Raw genomic sequence first — 13,687 nt, 5'->3', positions numbered from 1 at the left:
AAAATTCTGGGCGCTAACCCTGCACCCAGGCCAGACCGGCATGCCTCCAGCCGGCGATCTGATTCCGATGGCGGTCGGTATCGATTGGCCCCTCGAAGCCTTCCGCCACGTTCCGGCAGCGACGATATCCTGACGCGGCCATTGCCTCGGCAGCCATCCGGCTGCGGCCGCCAGAGCGGCAAATAAAAAAAACCTGATCGCCTTTATCGGCACCGCGGGCTTTGAGCGCCGCATCCAGCCGATCCGAAAAATCCGGGACGATCCGGCTGTCGGGGAATGTCTGCCATTCCATCAACAGCGTTTCCCGTCCCAGGCCGCTCAAATCCGGGACACCGACGAACGCCCACTCGGCGCGCGTGCGGACGTCCACCAGAATTGCTTTCGGATCGGCCTTCAGACGCTCCCACGTTTCAAGGACGGGAACGTCCTCGACGTGGGCAGCCTCGATGTTTTCCACGAGCCCCCTCTTACGCGTTACCAGAATACCTAAAGACCTACACAAGACTTCCCCGAGTATAGTTCGGGGAAGTCTTTGCCGATGGGCCTCTGCAGCAGCAGAACCCCATGACTAAACAGAGATCTTTATTTATTTTGACGATGCGTCCGAGCTTCTGGATTAGACCAAAACTTCAGACGCGACGCACGCCGACACTTGCCAGTGAACGATCGCATTACCCCGCTGCCATCCACTACGTATTAACTAACCGCTAACCAATATTTCGACAAGCGCCACGAGTCACCAAATCGCGTGGCGGGCGGCTTGGAAAGTTTTCCACAGCTACTCTGGAGAACCGAGGTTCCGTCGCAGTTCCTGTGTAAAAAAACACTGACTCCTTTGAGGATTTCGGCAGCGCCCACACGGGGGCAAAAATCGTGTTGCACCGTCACGTTGCCGTCATTTTCCGCTTGGCTTCGATCCGCGGCTTAAGTGCAAGCGAGTCCTCCTCGGGCCTCCAACCATCGCTGAGACGCGCAATTCCAGAGGGTTAATGACATTTAAAAAACAACGGGCCCTCATCGGGCCCGCTCTTTACCGTAGCGAATATGCAACAGGGAGAAAAATTACCCCGCGTTGCGCTGAACGTTGTCAGGCAGACATGGCCTTGACACGTTGTGCCAGCCTCGAAACCTTCCGGCTCGCGGTCTTCTTGTGCATGATTCCCTTCTGGGCATTGCGCGCCAGGATCGGTTCGGCTGCAGCGAGCGCCGCCAGGGCCTTACCCTGATCGCCGGCCTTGATAGCCTCTTCGACCGCCCGAACCTCGCTCTTGACGCGCGAGCGGCGTGCTTTGTTGATTTCTGTGCGGCGGATCATCTGGCGCGCGGCTTTTTTTGCCGACGACGTATTAGCCATGGAAAAGTCCTTACTGCTGGTCAAAAGCGCCGTCCGCCGCCTTGGAAAAGGCAAAACGGGGGCCGCGGCTGAGAAAACCTGATCGGCCCGGATTTTCCGTCCAGGCACGTTTGCCGGGCGGTATAGCTGTCGGCCATCCGCCGGTCAATTAATCCGCTCGCTCTGAATGCGGAATTTCTTACAGGTCGGCGCATTTTTCAGCCAAGCGGCGGTTCAACGCAGGCGCGGAAATCCGCAGGCGGATATAAAAAGCCGGTAGGGACGCTGCCTATGCGGCCCGAACGGATTGGGGGGCCTGAGGATGCTGTCGCTTACTGGATGGCTGTTTGGACTGACGGTCGCAGCCTGCGCGACCGTCCTGACGGCGGCCCTCATGGATCCGAAACTACATATCGCAGCCTGCGCGATCGTCGCCTTGGCGATAGTCCTGCTTGCTGTCCGCGACCATCAGCAGCTCATTACCAACGGGGCTCCGACGAGCGCCGTCGCCAGCTCGACGGCGCGCTATCTTGGCTTGGTCTGGGCTTGGGGAGCTCTTTCCGTGCTCGCGATCTATCTCTTTGTCCTGGAGAAAGTCTGGCCCGAGTGGTGGCAGTTCTTCATCGGATTTGCTTTTGCGGCCATCGCCAGCATTGCATTCTCGACCCTGCTGGACCGCGACCGGGCCGCCGGGCGCGCCGACCCGGTGCTTGCCAAAGTTGGCCGCATCCTCGTGCAGGTCCAGATCGCAGGAATGGCAGTCGGCATCGTCAGCCTTTTCGTCGATCATAAATTTCCCCGCGACGTGACTCACGCGGATTGGGCAGGCAACAACATTCTCTTGTTCGGCGCGCTAGCGATCGCGGCTATCAGTCTCGGCGCTTTACGTTCTCCTGCGCACGTGTGATGCAGTCCAAGACATAGTCCTTTCTCGGATTCTTTCGCATGTCCTTACGCCCTCCGTTACCGTGGTTGCTCGCGACTCTCGCGGCAGCGTTGGTTGCGATGTATCTCACGACGAACGCCTTGCAAAAGGCCGAGGCCGCGACGTCCGCAGCCGCATTCGCGATCCTTCTCGTCACCGCTGCCATTCGCACGAACTCGCCGCTCTGGCGGCGCGGAGCAGTAAAGATTGCCACGACGCGGCGAGAAGCGCTGTGGCAAACGACGTTGCTCGTCATGCTCGCTTATCTATGGTGCGCGCTTGCATTCTACGCAGTCTATCTCGGCACGACGCTACGCTGGCAGCACGGCTGGGAATACGGTTCTGCGATGCTTCTCGTCGCTGTTGCGCACGCGATTTATCTTTGGCGCCTCGCCGATCCGAATGCTTCTGTCTCGACGCCACACGCGATCGACCGCGCCGTTCGGCTGGCGGCCTGTCAAGCGATCGCTATCGCCCTCGGGTTGATCTGGCTTATCCAATCAGGAAAGCTCTCATCCGTGAAAGGCGACTGGGCAGCGAACCAATTGTTCTTGGCCGGTGGCTTCGCGGTGATGTGCCTGAGCGTCATCATCATCAAAACCCACGCCGCCTTGAGCGAACGCTTGGCGCACTCAGCGCTTCAGCGCTGACAGCGCGGACAATAAAAGCTCGTACGACCCGCATGTACCACACGGCGGATTTCGCCACCGCATCCGGCTCGCGGACATGTCCGCCCCGCCCGATCGTAGACGGCGAACGAATTCTGAAATCCGCCGGATGCGCCGTTCGCATCCCGATAATCGCGCAATGTCGATCCGCGGGCAGCGATCGCCTGTTCGAGAACCTCGCGGATCGCCGGAACGAGTTTTTTCGCCCGTTCGGTTGGTGCGCCGCGGCGGTCCGCCAGCGCTCGCGCCGCACGGTTCGGCGACAGGCCGGCGCGGAACAGCGCTTCCGCAACATAGATGTTCCCGAGCCCCGCGACGATGCGCTGATCCATCAGAAAGGATTTCAGATTGGCTTTCTTTCCGCGCGCCCGCGAAGCCAAATAGTCCGCTGTCAGCTCCGGTCCCAGCGGCTCGACGCCAAGTCCACGAAAGAGTGGATGCTCCGATCGCTCGGCATGCGGCATCATGACCATGAAGCCGAACCGGCGCGGGTCGTTGTAGACGATGTGCACTCCGCCGGAGAGTTTGAGCACGACATGATCGTGCACCGGATCGGCTCCGACGCGGTTCGCATATTCCCCCGGCGTATCTCGCCGCCCGTTCTCCAGAATCGTAAACCGGCCCGTCATGCCGAGGTGCATGACAAGGTCCTCGCCGCCCGAAAGCCCTGCAATCAGGTATTTGGCGCGCCGGCCGAGCCCGACGATCCGTTGCCCGACAAGCCGCTCGGCAAATCGCTCCGGAAACGGAAACCTCAAGTCCGGGCGGCGCGTTTCGACAGCGGTGATCCGACGGCCGACGACAACCGGCGCGAGGCCGCGCCGGACGGTTTCAACTTCGGGGAGTTCGGGCATAAACTTCTAAAGCCGCGATTGACGCTAAGTTGGAGAGACGATAGCGCGGCACGTCTGACACCGCTATCCTGGGCGACATGATGGACAATACTTCCTCACAATCAAACGGCGAAAGCACTGTTTCGTTCGGCTTCCGCGCCGTCCCCGAAGGCGAGCGCCAAGGCCTCGTCAACGGGGTCTTTGCCTCCGTCGCCGAACGCTACGACCTGATGAACGACCTGATGTCGGGCGGCCTGCACCGGCTTTGGAAGCGCGACCTCATCACGATGTTAAACGCGCCAAGGAGCGCGACGCCGTTCAGGCTCCTCGATGTCGCGGGCGGTACCGGCGACATAGCAATCCGCTACGCCACGGATGGAGGCTCCGCAACCACCGCCGTCATCTGCGACATCAGCCCCGAGATGCTGAGCGTCGGCCGGCGTCGCATCGACGCTGCTGGGCTCTCGGATCGTATCACCTGTGTCGAAGGCAACGCCGAGGCGCTGCCATTCGAAAGCGCGAGCTTCGACGCCTACACGATCGCGTTCGGCATTCGCAACGTCACCCACATCGACCGCGCACTGACGGAAGCCTATCGCGTCCTGAAGCCGGGCGGCCGCTTCCTTTGTCTTGAGTTTTCCGAGTGCCAGGTCCCGGTTCTCGACCGGCTCTATGACTTTCACTCGTTCGAAATCATCCCCCGGCTCGGCAAACTCGCCGCTGGAGACGCCGAATCCTATCGCTACCTCGTTGAGAGCATTCGCCGCTTCCCAAACCAGGAAGCCTTCGCGAACCTCGTTCGAAACGCCGGATTTTCCCGCGTCGGCTATCGCAACCTGACCGGTGGAATCGCCGCAATTCACAGCGGCTGGAAGCTCTAATCGGCCACACGTCGACCGCGTTTTTGCCACCACGTCGCGACTTCGATTGACCGTTGCCAGGAGCACTCATAGCTTCCGCCTCGGTGGGAAGAAGAATTTTTTCTTCGATCGGAGGAGATGGGACTCATGAAAAAGAAAATGCTGATGTGCGCCGCGCTCGCAGCCGCGATGTCGTTCGGCGCCGGCATCGCCAACGCCGGATGCGTCACGAAGGGCGCAGTCGCGACGTCATCGTCGGCGGACTCAGCCAAATGGTTCGCATTCGAGACGATGGTGCAGTCGGTGAGCTGGGGTCTGTGGCCGGGCTTCCTCGCAACCGGCAACGTCGAAGGTTACAAGGTCGTGAACAAGCGCTACAACTGCCGTCCAGACGGCGGCATGGTGACCTGCCACGGCCGCGCGACGTTCTGCAAGCGTTAAAAGGGTGGCCGACATCCTCTGCGACGGCGCCCGCCGAAAGGCTTGGGCGCCGTTTGTGTTGTAGGAGAACCTATCGACGGCGCATCGCAATGACGCAGCGCGATTAACGATCTTTACCCGTTGCGGCGACTTCACTTGACCGCAACCGCTTGAGGCGCATTGTGCCATCTCTCTGCGGCTCGTCCGCGACGACAGGACGATGAATTCGCGGTTATGGCCGGAGCACTTCCTAACTCTTTGCGATTGGCGCGCGCCGCTTTCGTGCTGGCGCAGCACGGCGTCCGCTTCGTACCGCGCGGCGTACCGGTGCCGCTGCCTTTGAAAATCGCGCGCGCCGTCACCGTGCCGATCCAGATCGTCACCGCTCCCTTCCGCCGCGACGTTCCGCGCGCCTCGCGCGTTGCATCGGCACTGACTGAACTCGGGCCGAGCTATGTGAAGCTCGGTCAGTTCCTTGCCACGCGCGCCGACGTCATCGGCCCCGAACTCTCGGCTGACCTGCGTCACCTGCAGGACAAGGCCGAACCCTTTTCGATGGCCGAAGCCAGGATCGCAGTCGAGCGCGCGCTCGGCGGCAAGCTCGAAGATCATTTCGTCGAGTTCGGCCCGCCCGTGGCCGCCGCGTCGATCGCACAGGTACACAAAGCCTACGTTCTCGAAGGCGGCGTCAGGAAGCCTGTCGCCGTCAAGATCCTCCGCCCGAATATCGAAAAGCGCTTCTACCGCGACCTCGACAGTTATTACTTCGCCGCGCGCCTGATCGAGCGTCTCTATCCGCCGGCGCGCCGCCTGAAACCCGTCGCTGTCGTCGACAACCTGAAGCACACGACGGATCTCGAGATGGACTTGCGGCTCGAAGCTGCCGCGATCTCCGAAATGGCGGGCAACATCAAGGACGACGAAGGCTTCCGCGTTCCAAACGTCGATTGGCGGCGCACTGCCAAGCGCGTGCTGACAGTCGAATGGATCGACGGCACGCCAATCTCGCATCGCGACGCTCTGCAGGCAAAAGGGTTCGACACCGCTGCGCTCGGTCTGACCGTGCTCCGCACATTCCTGCGCCATGCCATGCGCGACGGTTTCTTCCACGCCGACATGCATCAGGGGAACCTGTTCGTCGACGACAACGGCAGGATCGTTGCGGTCGATTTTGGCATCATGGGGCGCTTGGGGCTCGCCGAACGCCGCTTTCTCGCGGAAATTCTGCACGGCCTCATCACGCGCGATTATCGCCGTGCCGCCGCCATCCATTTCGAAGCGGGCTACGTCCCGCCCTACCATACGGTCGAAGAATTTGCGCAAGCGATGCGTGCGATCGGCGAGCCGATCCAGGGACGCACGGCCGAAGAAATCTCGATGGCCGATCTCCTGGGTCAGCTTTTCGCCTACACCGAAGTGTTCGACATGCAGACACGGCCGGAGCTGATCCTGCTGCAGAAAAGCATGGTCATCGTCGAAGGCGTGGCGCGCGATCTCGATCCGCTGCTCAACATGTGGGTCGCGGCGGAACCCGTCGCGAAGGAGTGGATCGAATCCAACATGTCGCTGCTCGGCCGCCTCAAGGGTGTGGGGCGCGGTGCCGAAACGATCGGCGACGTCCTGATGCGAACACCCGGCTTGTTACAGAAAGCCGAGCAGGCGATCACCGGATTTTCCGAAATGGCGCGGTCGGGATTGAAGCTCGACGATGCGACATTGGACAACCTCGCATCGCGTTCGCGCCGCAGCCGCGCCGCCGACATTGCGCTTTGGATTGCCGCCATCGGCATCGCAGCCATCGCGTTGAAGCTTTACAGCGTGCTTTAGTTCGATTTTCGCTTCCGGCTCCGCACTCCGCTCGACCGGAATGATAATTCAGTTTGCCAGCTTGTGGAGCGAACTCGTCATCGCTTCGCCTTGCGTGGACCCACGAGATGCGTACCGTGAGCGATTGCCGCCGTAGCGCGCATTGTCGCCGCAAGAAAAATCACTTCCGCGATCTCAGCCTCCGTCACACCCGCATTTTCCGCATTCGTCCGGTGTACTTCGAGACTGTAGGGGCATTGCGTGGCAATCGCGACCGCAAGAGCAATAAGCTCCTTGTAACGCCGCGGGATCGTACCCGGCGCCATCGCAGCACGATCGAAATTCTCGAATGCCGCCATCGTAGCGGACGACAAACTGCGTAGCTGTGGCAGATTCGAAAGATTGGATATGTCGTACATGGAAAAGGTTCCCTAAATCCGCAGAGTTGGCACGCCGTAAAATGACTTGAAGCGTTGCGGCGTTCGCGCGACTGGTCAAGCATCAGAATTCCAAGTCGTGAAAGAAAGGAACGACCGATGACCGACCGGCCTCCGTTGCCACCATTTACCCGCGAGACAGCCGCGCAGAAAGTTCGCGGCGCAGAAGATGCCTGGAACATGCGCGATCCGGAGCGTGTCGCACTCGCCTATACGGAGGACAGTCGCTGGCGCAATCGCGCCGAATTTCCCGTCGGGCGCGCTCAGATCGTCGAATTTCTGAAGCGAAAGTGGAACCGCGAGCTGGATTACCGGCTGATCAAGGAGCTATGGGCGTTCGACAACAACCGCATTGCCGTCCGCTTCGCGTACGAATTCCACGACGACAGCGGCCAGTGGTACCGCGCCTATGGCAACGAGAACTGGGAGTTCGACGCACACGGCCTGATGGCGGTTCGTCACGCCAGCATCAACGATATGAGGATCGCGGAATCGGACCGCAAATATCACTGGCCTCTCGGCCCGCGCCCGAAAGACCACCCGGGCCTCTCCGATCTCGGCCTCTGACTAAGGCCTGCTGCGCCGAAGCATATGGAGCGAGCGCAGGCATACCGCCTGCGTTCAGACACCGACCGAAGAACGGGCCACCCGCGGCGTGCCACGCCAATAAGCCAGCAAAAAAATCGTGCATGCGGTGATCGCGTAGGCAATGAGCTGCATGCCGGTCGGCCGATCCATATAGCCGATGAGCACGTGCAGAACGCGACCCACCCAACTGTCCTGAGACAGCAGCCACGACGTATCCCAGAGCTTGGTATCGAGAACGTTCAGCAACCCCGCATTGGACAATTGCTGCACCGCGGACGCCGCGAGACCGGCGGCAAGAAGCGTCACCAGAGCGCCGGTCACCGAGAACATGCGTTTTAACGGGATGGCTGCAAGACCCAGATAAAGAACCAGCGACACACCGGCTCCAAGCAAAAGACCGATGCCCGATCCGAGCAGAAGTTCGCCGGACGTGTCCCTCCCCTGCATCACGATGCCCATCATGAACAGGACGACTTCGCTGCCCTCACGCATGACCGCAATCGCGACCGCCGCGCCCAAAGCAAATAAGGACTGCTTTCCCGCTGCGACGTCGCTGCTGAGCTGGCGCAGCTCTTGCGTCATCTCGCGTGCATGCTCGGCCATCCACACGACATGCCAAGCCAGCATGACGACGGCAAAAAGCAAGATCGCAGCGACGAAAAACTCTTGCCCGCGCCCGTCGAAAGCATCCGAGATGCGCGTAGCGAAAACCGCGACGATCGACGCGCTGAGAATCCCGGCAACGACGCCAAAAGCAACGGCGCCATTACGGCCGTGAATTCCACGCGAAGCCGCCAGAACGACACCGATGATCAGGCCCGCTTCGAGAACTTCGCGAAAGACGATAACGAGAGCAGCAAGCATTCAATCATCATTCCACAACGATGTGACCAAGGGCGGTGTCTGTGTGAAACTCACCGAAGAAAATGTAAGTCCCCGCTTCGAGGGGCTTTACCCGGATCGTCGCTTCGCTGTTTCCTGCGATGACCTTTTCAAAGCCGATATCGTTGCTCTCGAACTCTTCCGGAGTCGCATCGAGATTCTTCACGACCAGCTTCGCGCTCTTGCCTGCCGGAAGCTTGATCGCATCCGGCGCAAACTTGTGATCTTTGATCGAAATCTCAATGACCAATTCTTCTGCTGCGCGCGCAGGGGCCGCAACGAAGCAAGCATTGATCAAACCAAAGGCAGCGCAAACGAATACGAAAATCTTTGCAAGATAAGCGAATGGATGCTCGCTCAAGCGGAATGGCATGTCGACTCCCAATAGGTCAGGATTCAAGGTCCCGAGATCAGGTTTTTGTTAGCTAAGCCTATGCCAACAAAAATAGTCAAGAACAATACCGCTATAAGGAGTCTTGGCCGTCGTGTCGCACTCCAACACTTTGGAGTGGTTCCAAAGAGGACGTGGCAAACACCCAACCTCAGGTCCACTCTGACGCATATGGACCTGCTGGTTCGGCCTCAGCCGAGTATCTCGAAACATCAACGGCGACTGTTGCGCGCGCCGATGTGGGCGTGAGGAACATCATGCATCAGACGTTGGAAATTGCCCTCCGAAAGATGCACGAGTGTGCGGTGATCGCCGCCCTCGAAATAGATGTCCGTGCAATCCTCGAGACTGTCGTCCATCACCGCCGATAAATCGTAGGCGCCCGCAAGAGGCGGGACGCAACCGATCTCGCAGTCGCCAAAGATAGCCGAGGCTTCCGTCTCGGACGCGAGCACGATTGGCTGCTTAAGCCATGCGGATAGCACGTCCAATTCGACGCGATAGGACGCCGGCACGACGGCCAGAAGATAGCCGTCCTCACGCCTCATCAAGACGCCTTTTGCCAGATTGTCTTCGGGGATCGAACTTGCCCGCGCCGTCGCAAGGGCGGAAAGGGTCCGTTCGTGGGTCGTAACATCGAAAGCGACACCGCGACCGTCGAGATATTGCTGCAACGAGATTGCGATACCCATGCCACATCTCCGTTCGCTAGCAGATTGGTGACTTATTAGGGCGTCAATCATAGTTGGCGTAGGCGAACGCCGCAATGCCGATGGACTGCCATCGGAGCGCGCCTGCTCTGCAATAATTCCGAATAAAGCATGCGGGTTAACCACCTCGACATAAACGCCGCTCCCACCGCACGAATTCAACACTTGCGAAACTCTGTTCTCTCAGCCTCGTCCTGATTCAATTTCAGAGAGCGTCCGATGAAACAAATGTTCGCAACGGCTACCGCAGCCGGTCTTCTTCTGACAGCAATCACCATCACGGCCGCGCCCGATATCGCAGCGGCATGCACGCGCGTCTTATGGAATACGAACAAGCTCGCTGTCGTGAGCGGCCGGACGATGGATTGGCCGGAATCGACGGAGCCCACGCTCACCGTATTTCCTCGCGGATCGGCACGCGATGGCGGACGCGTCGGCTCCGACGAAGTCGTCAAAGAGAACCCTGCCAAATGGACCGCCAAGTACGGCAGCATTGTCACGACCGTCTATGGCATAGCGCCGTCGACGGATTGAACGAGAAGGGGCTCGCGATCCATCTGCTCTATCTCAACGCCGCCGAATTCGGACATCGCGACGCGAGCAAACCCGGTGGCGTCGTCACGCTTTGGGGCCAATACGTTCTCGACAACGCTGCAACCGTCGACGAGGCGCTGAAGGCTCTCGAAAACATACAGGTGGTGATGGCTGAAGCGCGGGGCCACAAAGGCACGGTGCACTTGGCGATGGAGGACGCGACCGGCGATTCGGCTATCGTCGAACATATCGACAGCAAGCCGGTCGTTCATCACGGACGCCAATACACGATCATGACGAACGATCCGACGTATGATCAACAACTCGCGCTTCTGAAAGAGCACGATTTCTCAAAACCGAGCAGTGACACGCCGTTGCCTGGAAACGTTAGGCCCACAGATCGCTTTCAGCGCGCGGCATATTATTCCGCTCTACTGCCCGAGCCGAAAAACCAGCGCGAAGCCATCGCCGGCGTTCTCGCGATCTCCCGAAACGTGTCTGTACCGTTCGGCGCCCCTTACAAGGGCTTCGGAATTTACAACACCAAATACCGCACGGCGATAGATCTGACTGACAAGCGCTACTTCTTCGAATTGACGACGAGTCCAAACGTGATCTGGGCAGATCTCTCGAAGTTCGATTTGAACCCCGGTGCTTCGGTGATGCAGCTCAATCCGGACAACATCGCGCTTTCCGGCGACGTCAGCGGCAAATTCGCGAAGATCGACAAAGCGCAGTTCTGATCGCGGCGCTGCTTTGTGTTGATCGACACACGATGCGCGTCGGGTCTCGGGCTGCCGCACCTGGGTAAACAAAAACGCGCCGTTGGCACAAGGCACAGCGGCGCGTTTTAATTCGATCGATAGAGGTGATTGACTTCATTTTCTGAAATTCACATGACGTCTCGGCAGACCTGGCAACGACCTACTCTCCCGCGTCTTGAGACGAAGTACCATCGGCGCAGGGGCGTTTCACGGCCGAGTTCGGAATGGGATCGGGTGCAGCCACCCCGCCATAATCACCAGGTCGGCGGAGACGTCATATGACTTCTGATCTTTGGTCTTTCTGTAAGTCCTACGCTCATCGTGGCGCTCGTGAGAACGGCGCCTTGCTTATCCCGCGTCGCGAGCTCTCGCGACATGCAGAACAAACAATCGATGAGCATTGCTAAATGAGAGCAATCAAGCCAATCGAGTTATTAGTACCGGTAAGCTACACGCCTTGCAGCGCTTCCACACCCGGCCTATCAACGTGGTGGTCTTCCACGACTCTCGAGGGAGAACTCGTTTCGAGGTGGGTTTCCCGCTTAGATGCCTTCAGCGGTTATCCCGTCCGCACATAGCTACCCTGCTGTGCCGTTGGCACGACAACAGGTCCACCAGAGGTGCGTCCATCCCGGTCCTCTCGTACTAAGGACAGATCCTCTCAATTCTCCTACACCTACGGCAGATAGGGACCGAACTGTCTCGCGACGTTCTGAACCCAGCTCACGTACCACTTTAAATGGCGAACAGCCATACCCTTGGGACCTGCTCCAGCCCCAGGATGTGATGAGCCGACATCGAGGTGCCAAACGACGCCGTCGATATGGACTCTTGGGCGTCATCAGCCTGTTATCCCCGGCGTACCTTTTATCCGTTGAGCGATGGCCCTCTCACAAAGAACCACCGGATCACTATGGCCGTCTTTCGACTCTGCTCGACTTGTCAGTCTCGCAGTCAGGCGGGCTTATGCCATTGCACTCGACGGTTGATTTCCGACCAACCTGAGCCCACCTTCGCACGCCTCCGTTACAATTTAGGAGGCGACCGCCCCAGTCAAACTGCCCACCATGCGCTGTCCCGGATCCGGATAACGGACCGCGGTTAGACAACCATAATCACTAGGGTGGTATTTCACATTTCGGCTCCACTCGAGCTAGCGCCCAAGCTTCAAAGCCTACCACCTATTCTACACAAGCAGTCACGATTGCCAGTGCAAAGTTGCAGTAAAGGTGCACGGGGTCTTTCCGTCTAACCGCAGGAACCCCGCATCTTCACGGGGAATTCAATTTCACTGAGTGTGTGCTGGAGACAGTGGGGAAGTCGTTACGCCATTCGTGCAGGTCGGAACTTACCCGACAAGGAATTTCGCTACCTTAGGACCGTTATAGTTACGGCCGCCGTTTACTGGGGCTTCGATTCAAGGCGTGAACCTCTCCTCTTAACCTTCCAGCACCGGGCAGGCGTCAGGCCATATACGTCGTCGTTGGACTTAGCATAGCCCTGTGTTTTAGGTAAACAGTCGCCACCCCCTAGTTTGTGCCCTATCCCTCCGGTTGCCCGAAGAGATAGCCTGCTTCTCCCGAAGTTACGCAGGTAATTTGCCGAGTTCCTTCAGCACACTTCGCTCAAGCTCCTTGGTATTCTCTACCAGTCCACCTGTGTCGGTTTCGGGTACGGTCTACGTGGGGGCTATTTCCAGGGACACATTCGCTGCCTCGGCAATCCGATAAGCCTCAACAACTTGCTGCATCCGTCACACACCCACTGGCCCACGAATATTAACGTGGTTCCCATCGACTACGGCTTTCGCCCTCGCCTTAGGGGCCGGCTAACCCTGCGCAGATTAACTTTACGCAGGAACCCTTGGACTTTCGGAGGAAGTGTTTCTCACACTTCTTTCGTTACTCATGTCTGCATTCGCACTTCCGATACCTCCAGGAGCCCTCACGGGTCTCCCTTCACAGGCTTACGGAACGCTCCGCTACCGCGTGCATTGCTGCACACCCGCGTCTTCGGTACACTGCTTTAGCCCCGTTACATTTTCGGCGCAGAAACCCTTGTTTAGACCAGTGAGCTGTTACGCTTTCTTTAAATGATGGCTGCTTCTAAGCCAACATCCTGGCTGTTATGGGATTCCCACATCCTTTCACACTTAGCAGTGATTTGGGGACCTTAGACGGCGATCAGGGTTGTTTCCCTCTTCACGACGGACGTTAGCACCCGCCGTGTGTCTCCCAGATAGTACTTCCAGGTATTCGGAGTTTACTTAGGTTTGGTAACCCTGTAGGGGCCCCTAGCCCATGTAGTGCTCTACCCCCTGGAGTATTCATCTGAGGCTCTACCTAAATAGATTTCGCGGAGAACCAGCTATTTCCTGCCTTGATTGGCCTTTCACCCCTTGCCACAGTTCATCCGAGGCTTTTTCAACAGACACCGGTTCGGTCCTCCAGTGGGTGTTACCCCACCTTCAACCTGACCATGGCAAGATCGACAGGTTTCGGGTCTAATCCGACGAACTGAACGCCCTGTTCAGACT

General features: G+C 58.7%; 15 protein-coding genes and 2 rRNA genes (1 of these 17 cut by a window edge). 8 read left to right on the top strand and 9 right to left on the bottom strand.

What is annotated here, in order from left to right:
- Positions 1-13 precede the first annotated feature (13 nt).
- Both HYPDE_RS18320 and rpsT read right to left on the bottom strand, forming a co-directional pair.
- Positions 14-457 carry a rhodanese-like domain-containing protein gene (locus tag HYPDE_RS18320; protein ID WP_015600050.1) on the bottom strand — a complete coding sequence of 148 codons (444 nt, stop codon included), beginning with the start codon at positions 455-457 and terminating at the stop codon, positions 14-16.
- Positions 458-1,087: 630 nt separating this feature from the next.
- On the bottom strand, positions 1,088-1,354 hold the full coding sequence (gene rpsT, locus HYPDE_RS18315; RefSeq protein ID WP_015600049.1) for a 30S ribosomal protein S20: 267 nt from the start codon (positions 1,352-1,354) through the stop codon (positions 1,088-1,090).
- Positions 1,355-1,655: 301 nt separating this feature from the next.
- Between rpsT and HYPDE_RS18310 the strand changes: the two genes are divergently transcribed.
- Together HYPDE_RS18310 and HYPDE_RS18305 are read left to right on the top strand one after the other, a co-directional pair.
- Positions 1,656-2,240 carry a hypothetical protein gene (locus tag HYPDE_RS18310; protein ID WP_015600048.1) on the top strand — a complete coding sequence of 195 codons (585 nt, stop codon included), beginning with the start codon at positions 1,656-1,658 and terminating at the stop codon, positions 2,238-2,240.
- Positions 2,241-2,278: 38 nt separating this feature from the next.
- Entirely contained in the window at positions 2,279-2,908 is a 630-nt protein-coding gene (locus HYPDE_RS18305; protein WP_041320651.1) for a hypothetical protein, read from the top strand.
- Here HYPDE_RS18305 and mutM read toward each other — a convergent pair.
- On the bottom strand, positions 2,899-3,780 hold the full coding sequence (gene mutM, locus HYPDE_RS18300) for a bifunctional DNA-formamidopyrimidine glycosylase/DNA-(apurinic or apyrimidinic site) lyase (RefSeq protein WP_015600046.1): 882 nt from the start codon (positions 3,778-3,780) through the stop codon (positions 2,899-2,901). The genes HYPDE_RS18305 and mutM overlap by 10 nt on opposite strands.
- A gap of 77 nt (positions 3,781-3,857) precedes the next feature.
- Here mutM and ubiE point away from each other — a divergent pair, with 77 nt between their 5' ends.
- The 3 genes from ubiE to ubiB all read left to right on the top strand — a co-directional run bounded on the left by ubiE (position 3,858) and on the right by ubiB (position 6,866).
- Entirely contained in the window at positions 3,858-4,640 is a 783-nt protein-coding gene (gene ubiE / locus HYPDE_RS18295; protein WP_144061320.1) for a bifunctional demethylmenaquinone methyltransferase/2-methoxy-6-polyprenyl-1,4-benzoquinol methylase UbiE, read from the top strand.
- A 126-nt stretch (positions 4,641-4,766) separates the two neighbouring features.
- Positions 4,767-5,060: a hypothetical protein gene (locus HYPDE_RS18290; protein ID WP_041321507.1), complete on the top strand. Its 294-nt coding sequence runs from the start codon at positions 4,767-4,769 to the stop codon at positions 5,058-5,060.
- Positions 5,061-5,273: 213 nt separating this feature from the next.
- Complete coding sequence (ubiB, locus tag HYPDE_RS18285) at positions 5,274-6,866, top strand: 2-polyprenylphenol 6-hydroxylase (RefSeq protein ID WP_041320649.1); 1,593 nt, start codon at positions 5,274-5,276, stop codon at positions 6,864-6,866.
- 77 nt (positions 6,867-6,943) lie between these two features.
- On the opposite strand, the gene HYPDE_RS18280 is transcribed toward ubiB, so the two are convergent.
- Entirely contained in the window at positions 6,944-7,264 is a 321-nt protein-coding gene (locus tag HYPDE_RS18280) for a carboxymuconolactone decarboxylase family protein (RefSeq protein WP_041320647.1), read from the bottom strand.
- Positions 7,265-7,381: 117 nt separating this feature from the next.
- Between HYPDE_RS18280 and HYPDE_RS18275 the strand changes: the two genes are divergently transcribed.
- A complete protein-coding gene (locus HYPDE_RS18275; RefSeq protein ID WP_015600041.1) occupies positions 7,382-7,849 on the top strand; it encodes a DUF1348 family protein in 468 nt (155 codons plus the stop codon).
- Positions 7,850-7,903: 54 nt separating this feature from the next.
- On the opposite strand, the gene HYPDE_RS18270 is transcribed toward HYPDE_RS18275, so the two are convergent.
- The 3 genes from HYPDE_RS18270 to HYPDE_RS18260 all read right to left on the bottom strand — a co-directional run bounded on the left by HYPDE_RS18270 (position 7,904) and on the right by HYPDE_RS18260 (position 9,835).
- Positions 7,904-8,734, bottom strand: a complete 831-nt coding sequence (locus tag HYPDE_RS18270) for an FTR1 family iron permease (protein WP_015600039.1) — start codon at positions 8,732-8,734, stop codon at positions 7,904-7,906.
- 7 nt (positions 8,735-8,741) lie between these two features.
- A complete protein-coding gene (locus HYPDE_RS18265) occupies positions 8,742-9,125 on the bottom strand; it encodes a cupredoxin domain-containing protein (RefSeq protein WP_015600038.1) in 384 nt (127 codons plus the stop codon).
- Between the two features lie 230 nt (positions 9,126-9,355).
- On the bottom strand, positions 9,356-9,835 hold the full coding sequence (locus HYPDE_RS18260) for an aminoacyl-tRNA deacylase (protein ID WP_015600037.1): 480 nt from the start codon (positions 9,833-9,835) through the stop codon (positions 9,356-9,358).
- A gap of 237 nt (positions 9,836-10,072) precedes the next feature.
- Between HYPDE_RS18260 and HYPDE_RS19720 the strand changes: the two genes are divergently transcribed.
- Both HYPDE_RS19720 and HYPDE_RS18255 read left to right on the top strand, forming a co-directional pair.
- Positions 10,073-10,387 (top strand): linear amide C-N hydrolase, encoded by a 315-nt coding sequence (locus HYPDE_RS19720; protein WP_280109726.1) that lies wholly within the window; start codon positions 10,073-10,075, stop codon positions 10,385-10,387.
- Entirely contained in the window at positions 10,324-11,130 is an 807-nt protein-coding gene (locus HYPDE_RS18255) for a linear amide C-N hydrolase (RefSeq protein WP_280109725.1), read from the top strand. Before HYPDE_RS19720 ends, HYPDE_RS18255 begins: the two co-directional genes overlap by 64 nt.
- Before the next feature lie 168 nt (positions 11,131-11,298).
- Here the strand turns inward: HYPDE_RS18255 and rrf are convergent.
- Both rrf and HYPDE_RS18245 read right to left on the bottom strand, forming a co-directional pair.
- A 5S ribosomal RNA gene (rrf, locus tag HYPDE_RS18250) occupies positions 11,299-11,413 on the bottom strand.
- Positions 11,414-11,564: 151 nt separating this feature from the next.
- Positions 11,565-13,687, bottom strand: a 23S ribosomal RNA gene (locus HYPDE_RS18245) (it continues 676 nt past the right edge of the window).

Source organism: Hyphomicrobium denitrificans 1NES1 (genome assembly GCF_000230975.2).
In the GTDB taxonomy this organism is placed as follows: domain Bacteria; phylum Pseudomonadota; class Alphaproteobacteria; order Rhizobiales; family Hyphomicrobiaceae; genus Hyphomicrobium_B; species Hyphomicrobium_B denitrificans_A.
This window is presented reverse-complemented; position numbering and strand designations above follow the sequence as displayed.

Bases quoted from the DNA above. Each gene is read 5' to 3' on its own strand.
- HYPDE_RS18305 (WP_041320651.1), top strand. From the start codon at position 2,279: ATGTCCTTACGCCCTCCGTTACCGTGGTTGCTCGCGACTCTCGCGGCA.
- HYPDE_RS18270 (WP_015600039.1), bottom strand. From the start codon at position 8,734: ATGCTTGCTGCTCTCGTTATCGTCTTTCGCGAAGTTCTCGAAGCGGGC.
- mutM (WP_015600046.1), bottom strand. From the start codon at position 3,780: ATGCCCGAACTCCCCGAAGTTGAAACCGTCCGGCGCGGCCTCGCGCCG.
- HYPDE_RS18265 (WP_015600038.1), bottom strand. From the start codon at position 9,125: ATGCCATTCCGCTTGAGCGAGCATCCATTCGCTTATCTTGCAAAGATT.
- ubiE (WP_144061320.1), top strand. From the start codon at position 3,858: ATGATGGACAATACTTCCTCACAATCAAACGGCGAAAGCACTGTTTCG.
- rpsT (WP_015600049.1), bottom strand. From the start codon at position 1,354: ATGGCTAATACGTCGTCGGCAAAAAAAGCCGCGCGCCAGATGATCCGC.
- ubiB (WP_041320649.1), top strand. From the start codon at position 5,274: ATGGCCGGAGCACTTCCTAACTCTTTGCGATTGGCGCGCGCCGCTTTC.
- HYPDE_RS19720 (WP_280109726.1), top strand. From the start codon at position 10,073: ATGAAACAAATGTTCGCAACGGCTACCGCAGCCGGTCTTCTTCTGACA.
- HYPDE_RS18255 (WP_280109725.1), top strand. From the start codon at position 10,324: ATGGACCGCCAAGTACGGCAGCATTGTCACGACCGTCTATGGCATAGC.
- HYPDE_RS18275 (WP_015600041.1), top strand. From the start codon at position 7,382: ATGACCGACCGGCCTCCGTTGCCACCATTTACCCGCGAGACAGCCGCG.
- HYPDE_RS18310 (WP_015600048.1), top strand. From the start codon at position 1,656: ATGCTGTCGCTTACTGGATGGCTGTTTGGACTGACGGTCGCAGCCTGC.
- HYPDE_RS18280 (WP_041320647.1), bottom strand. From the start codon at position 7,264: ATGTACGACATATCCAATCTTTCGAATCTGCCACAGCTACGCAGTTTG.
- HYPDE_RS18260 (WP_015600037.1), bottom strand. From the start codon at position 9,835: ATGGGTATCGCAATCTCGTTGCAGCAATATCTCGACGGTCGCGGTGTC.
- HYPDE_RS18290 (WP_041321507.1), top strand. From the start codon at position 4,767: ATGAAAAAGAAAATGCTGATGTGCGCCGCGCTCGCAGCCGCGATGTCG.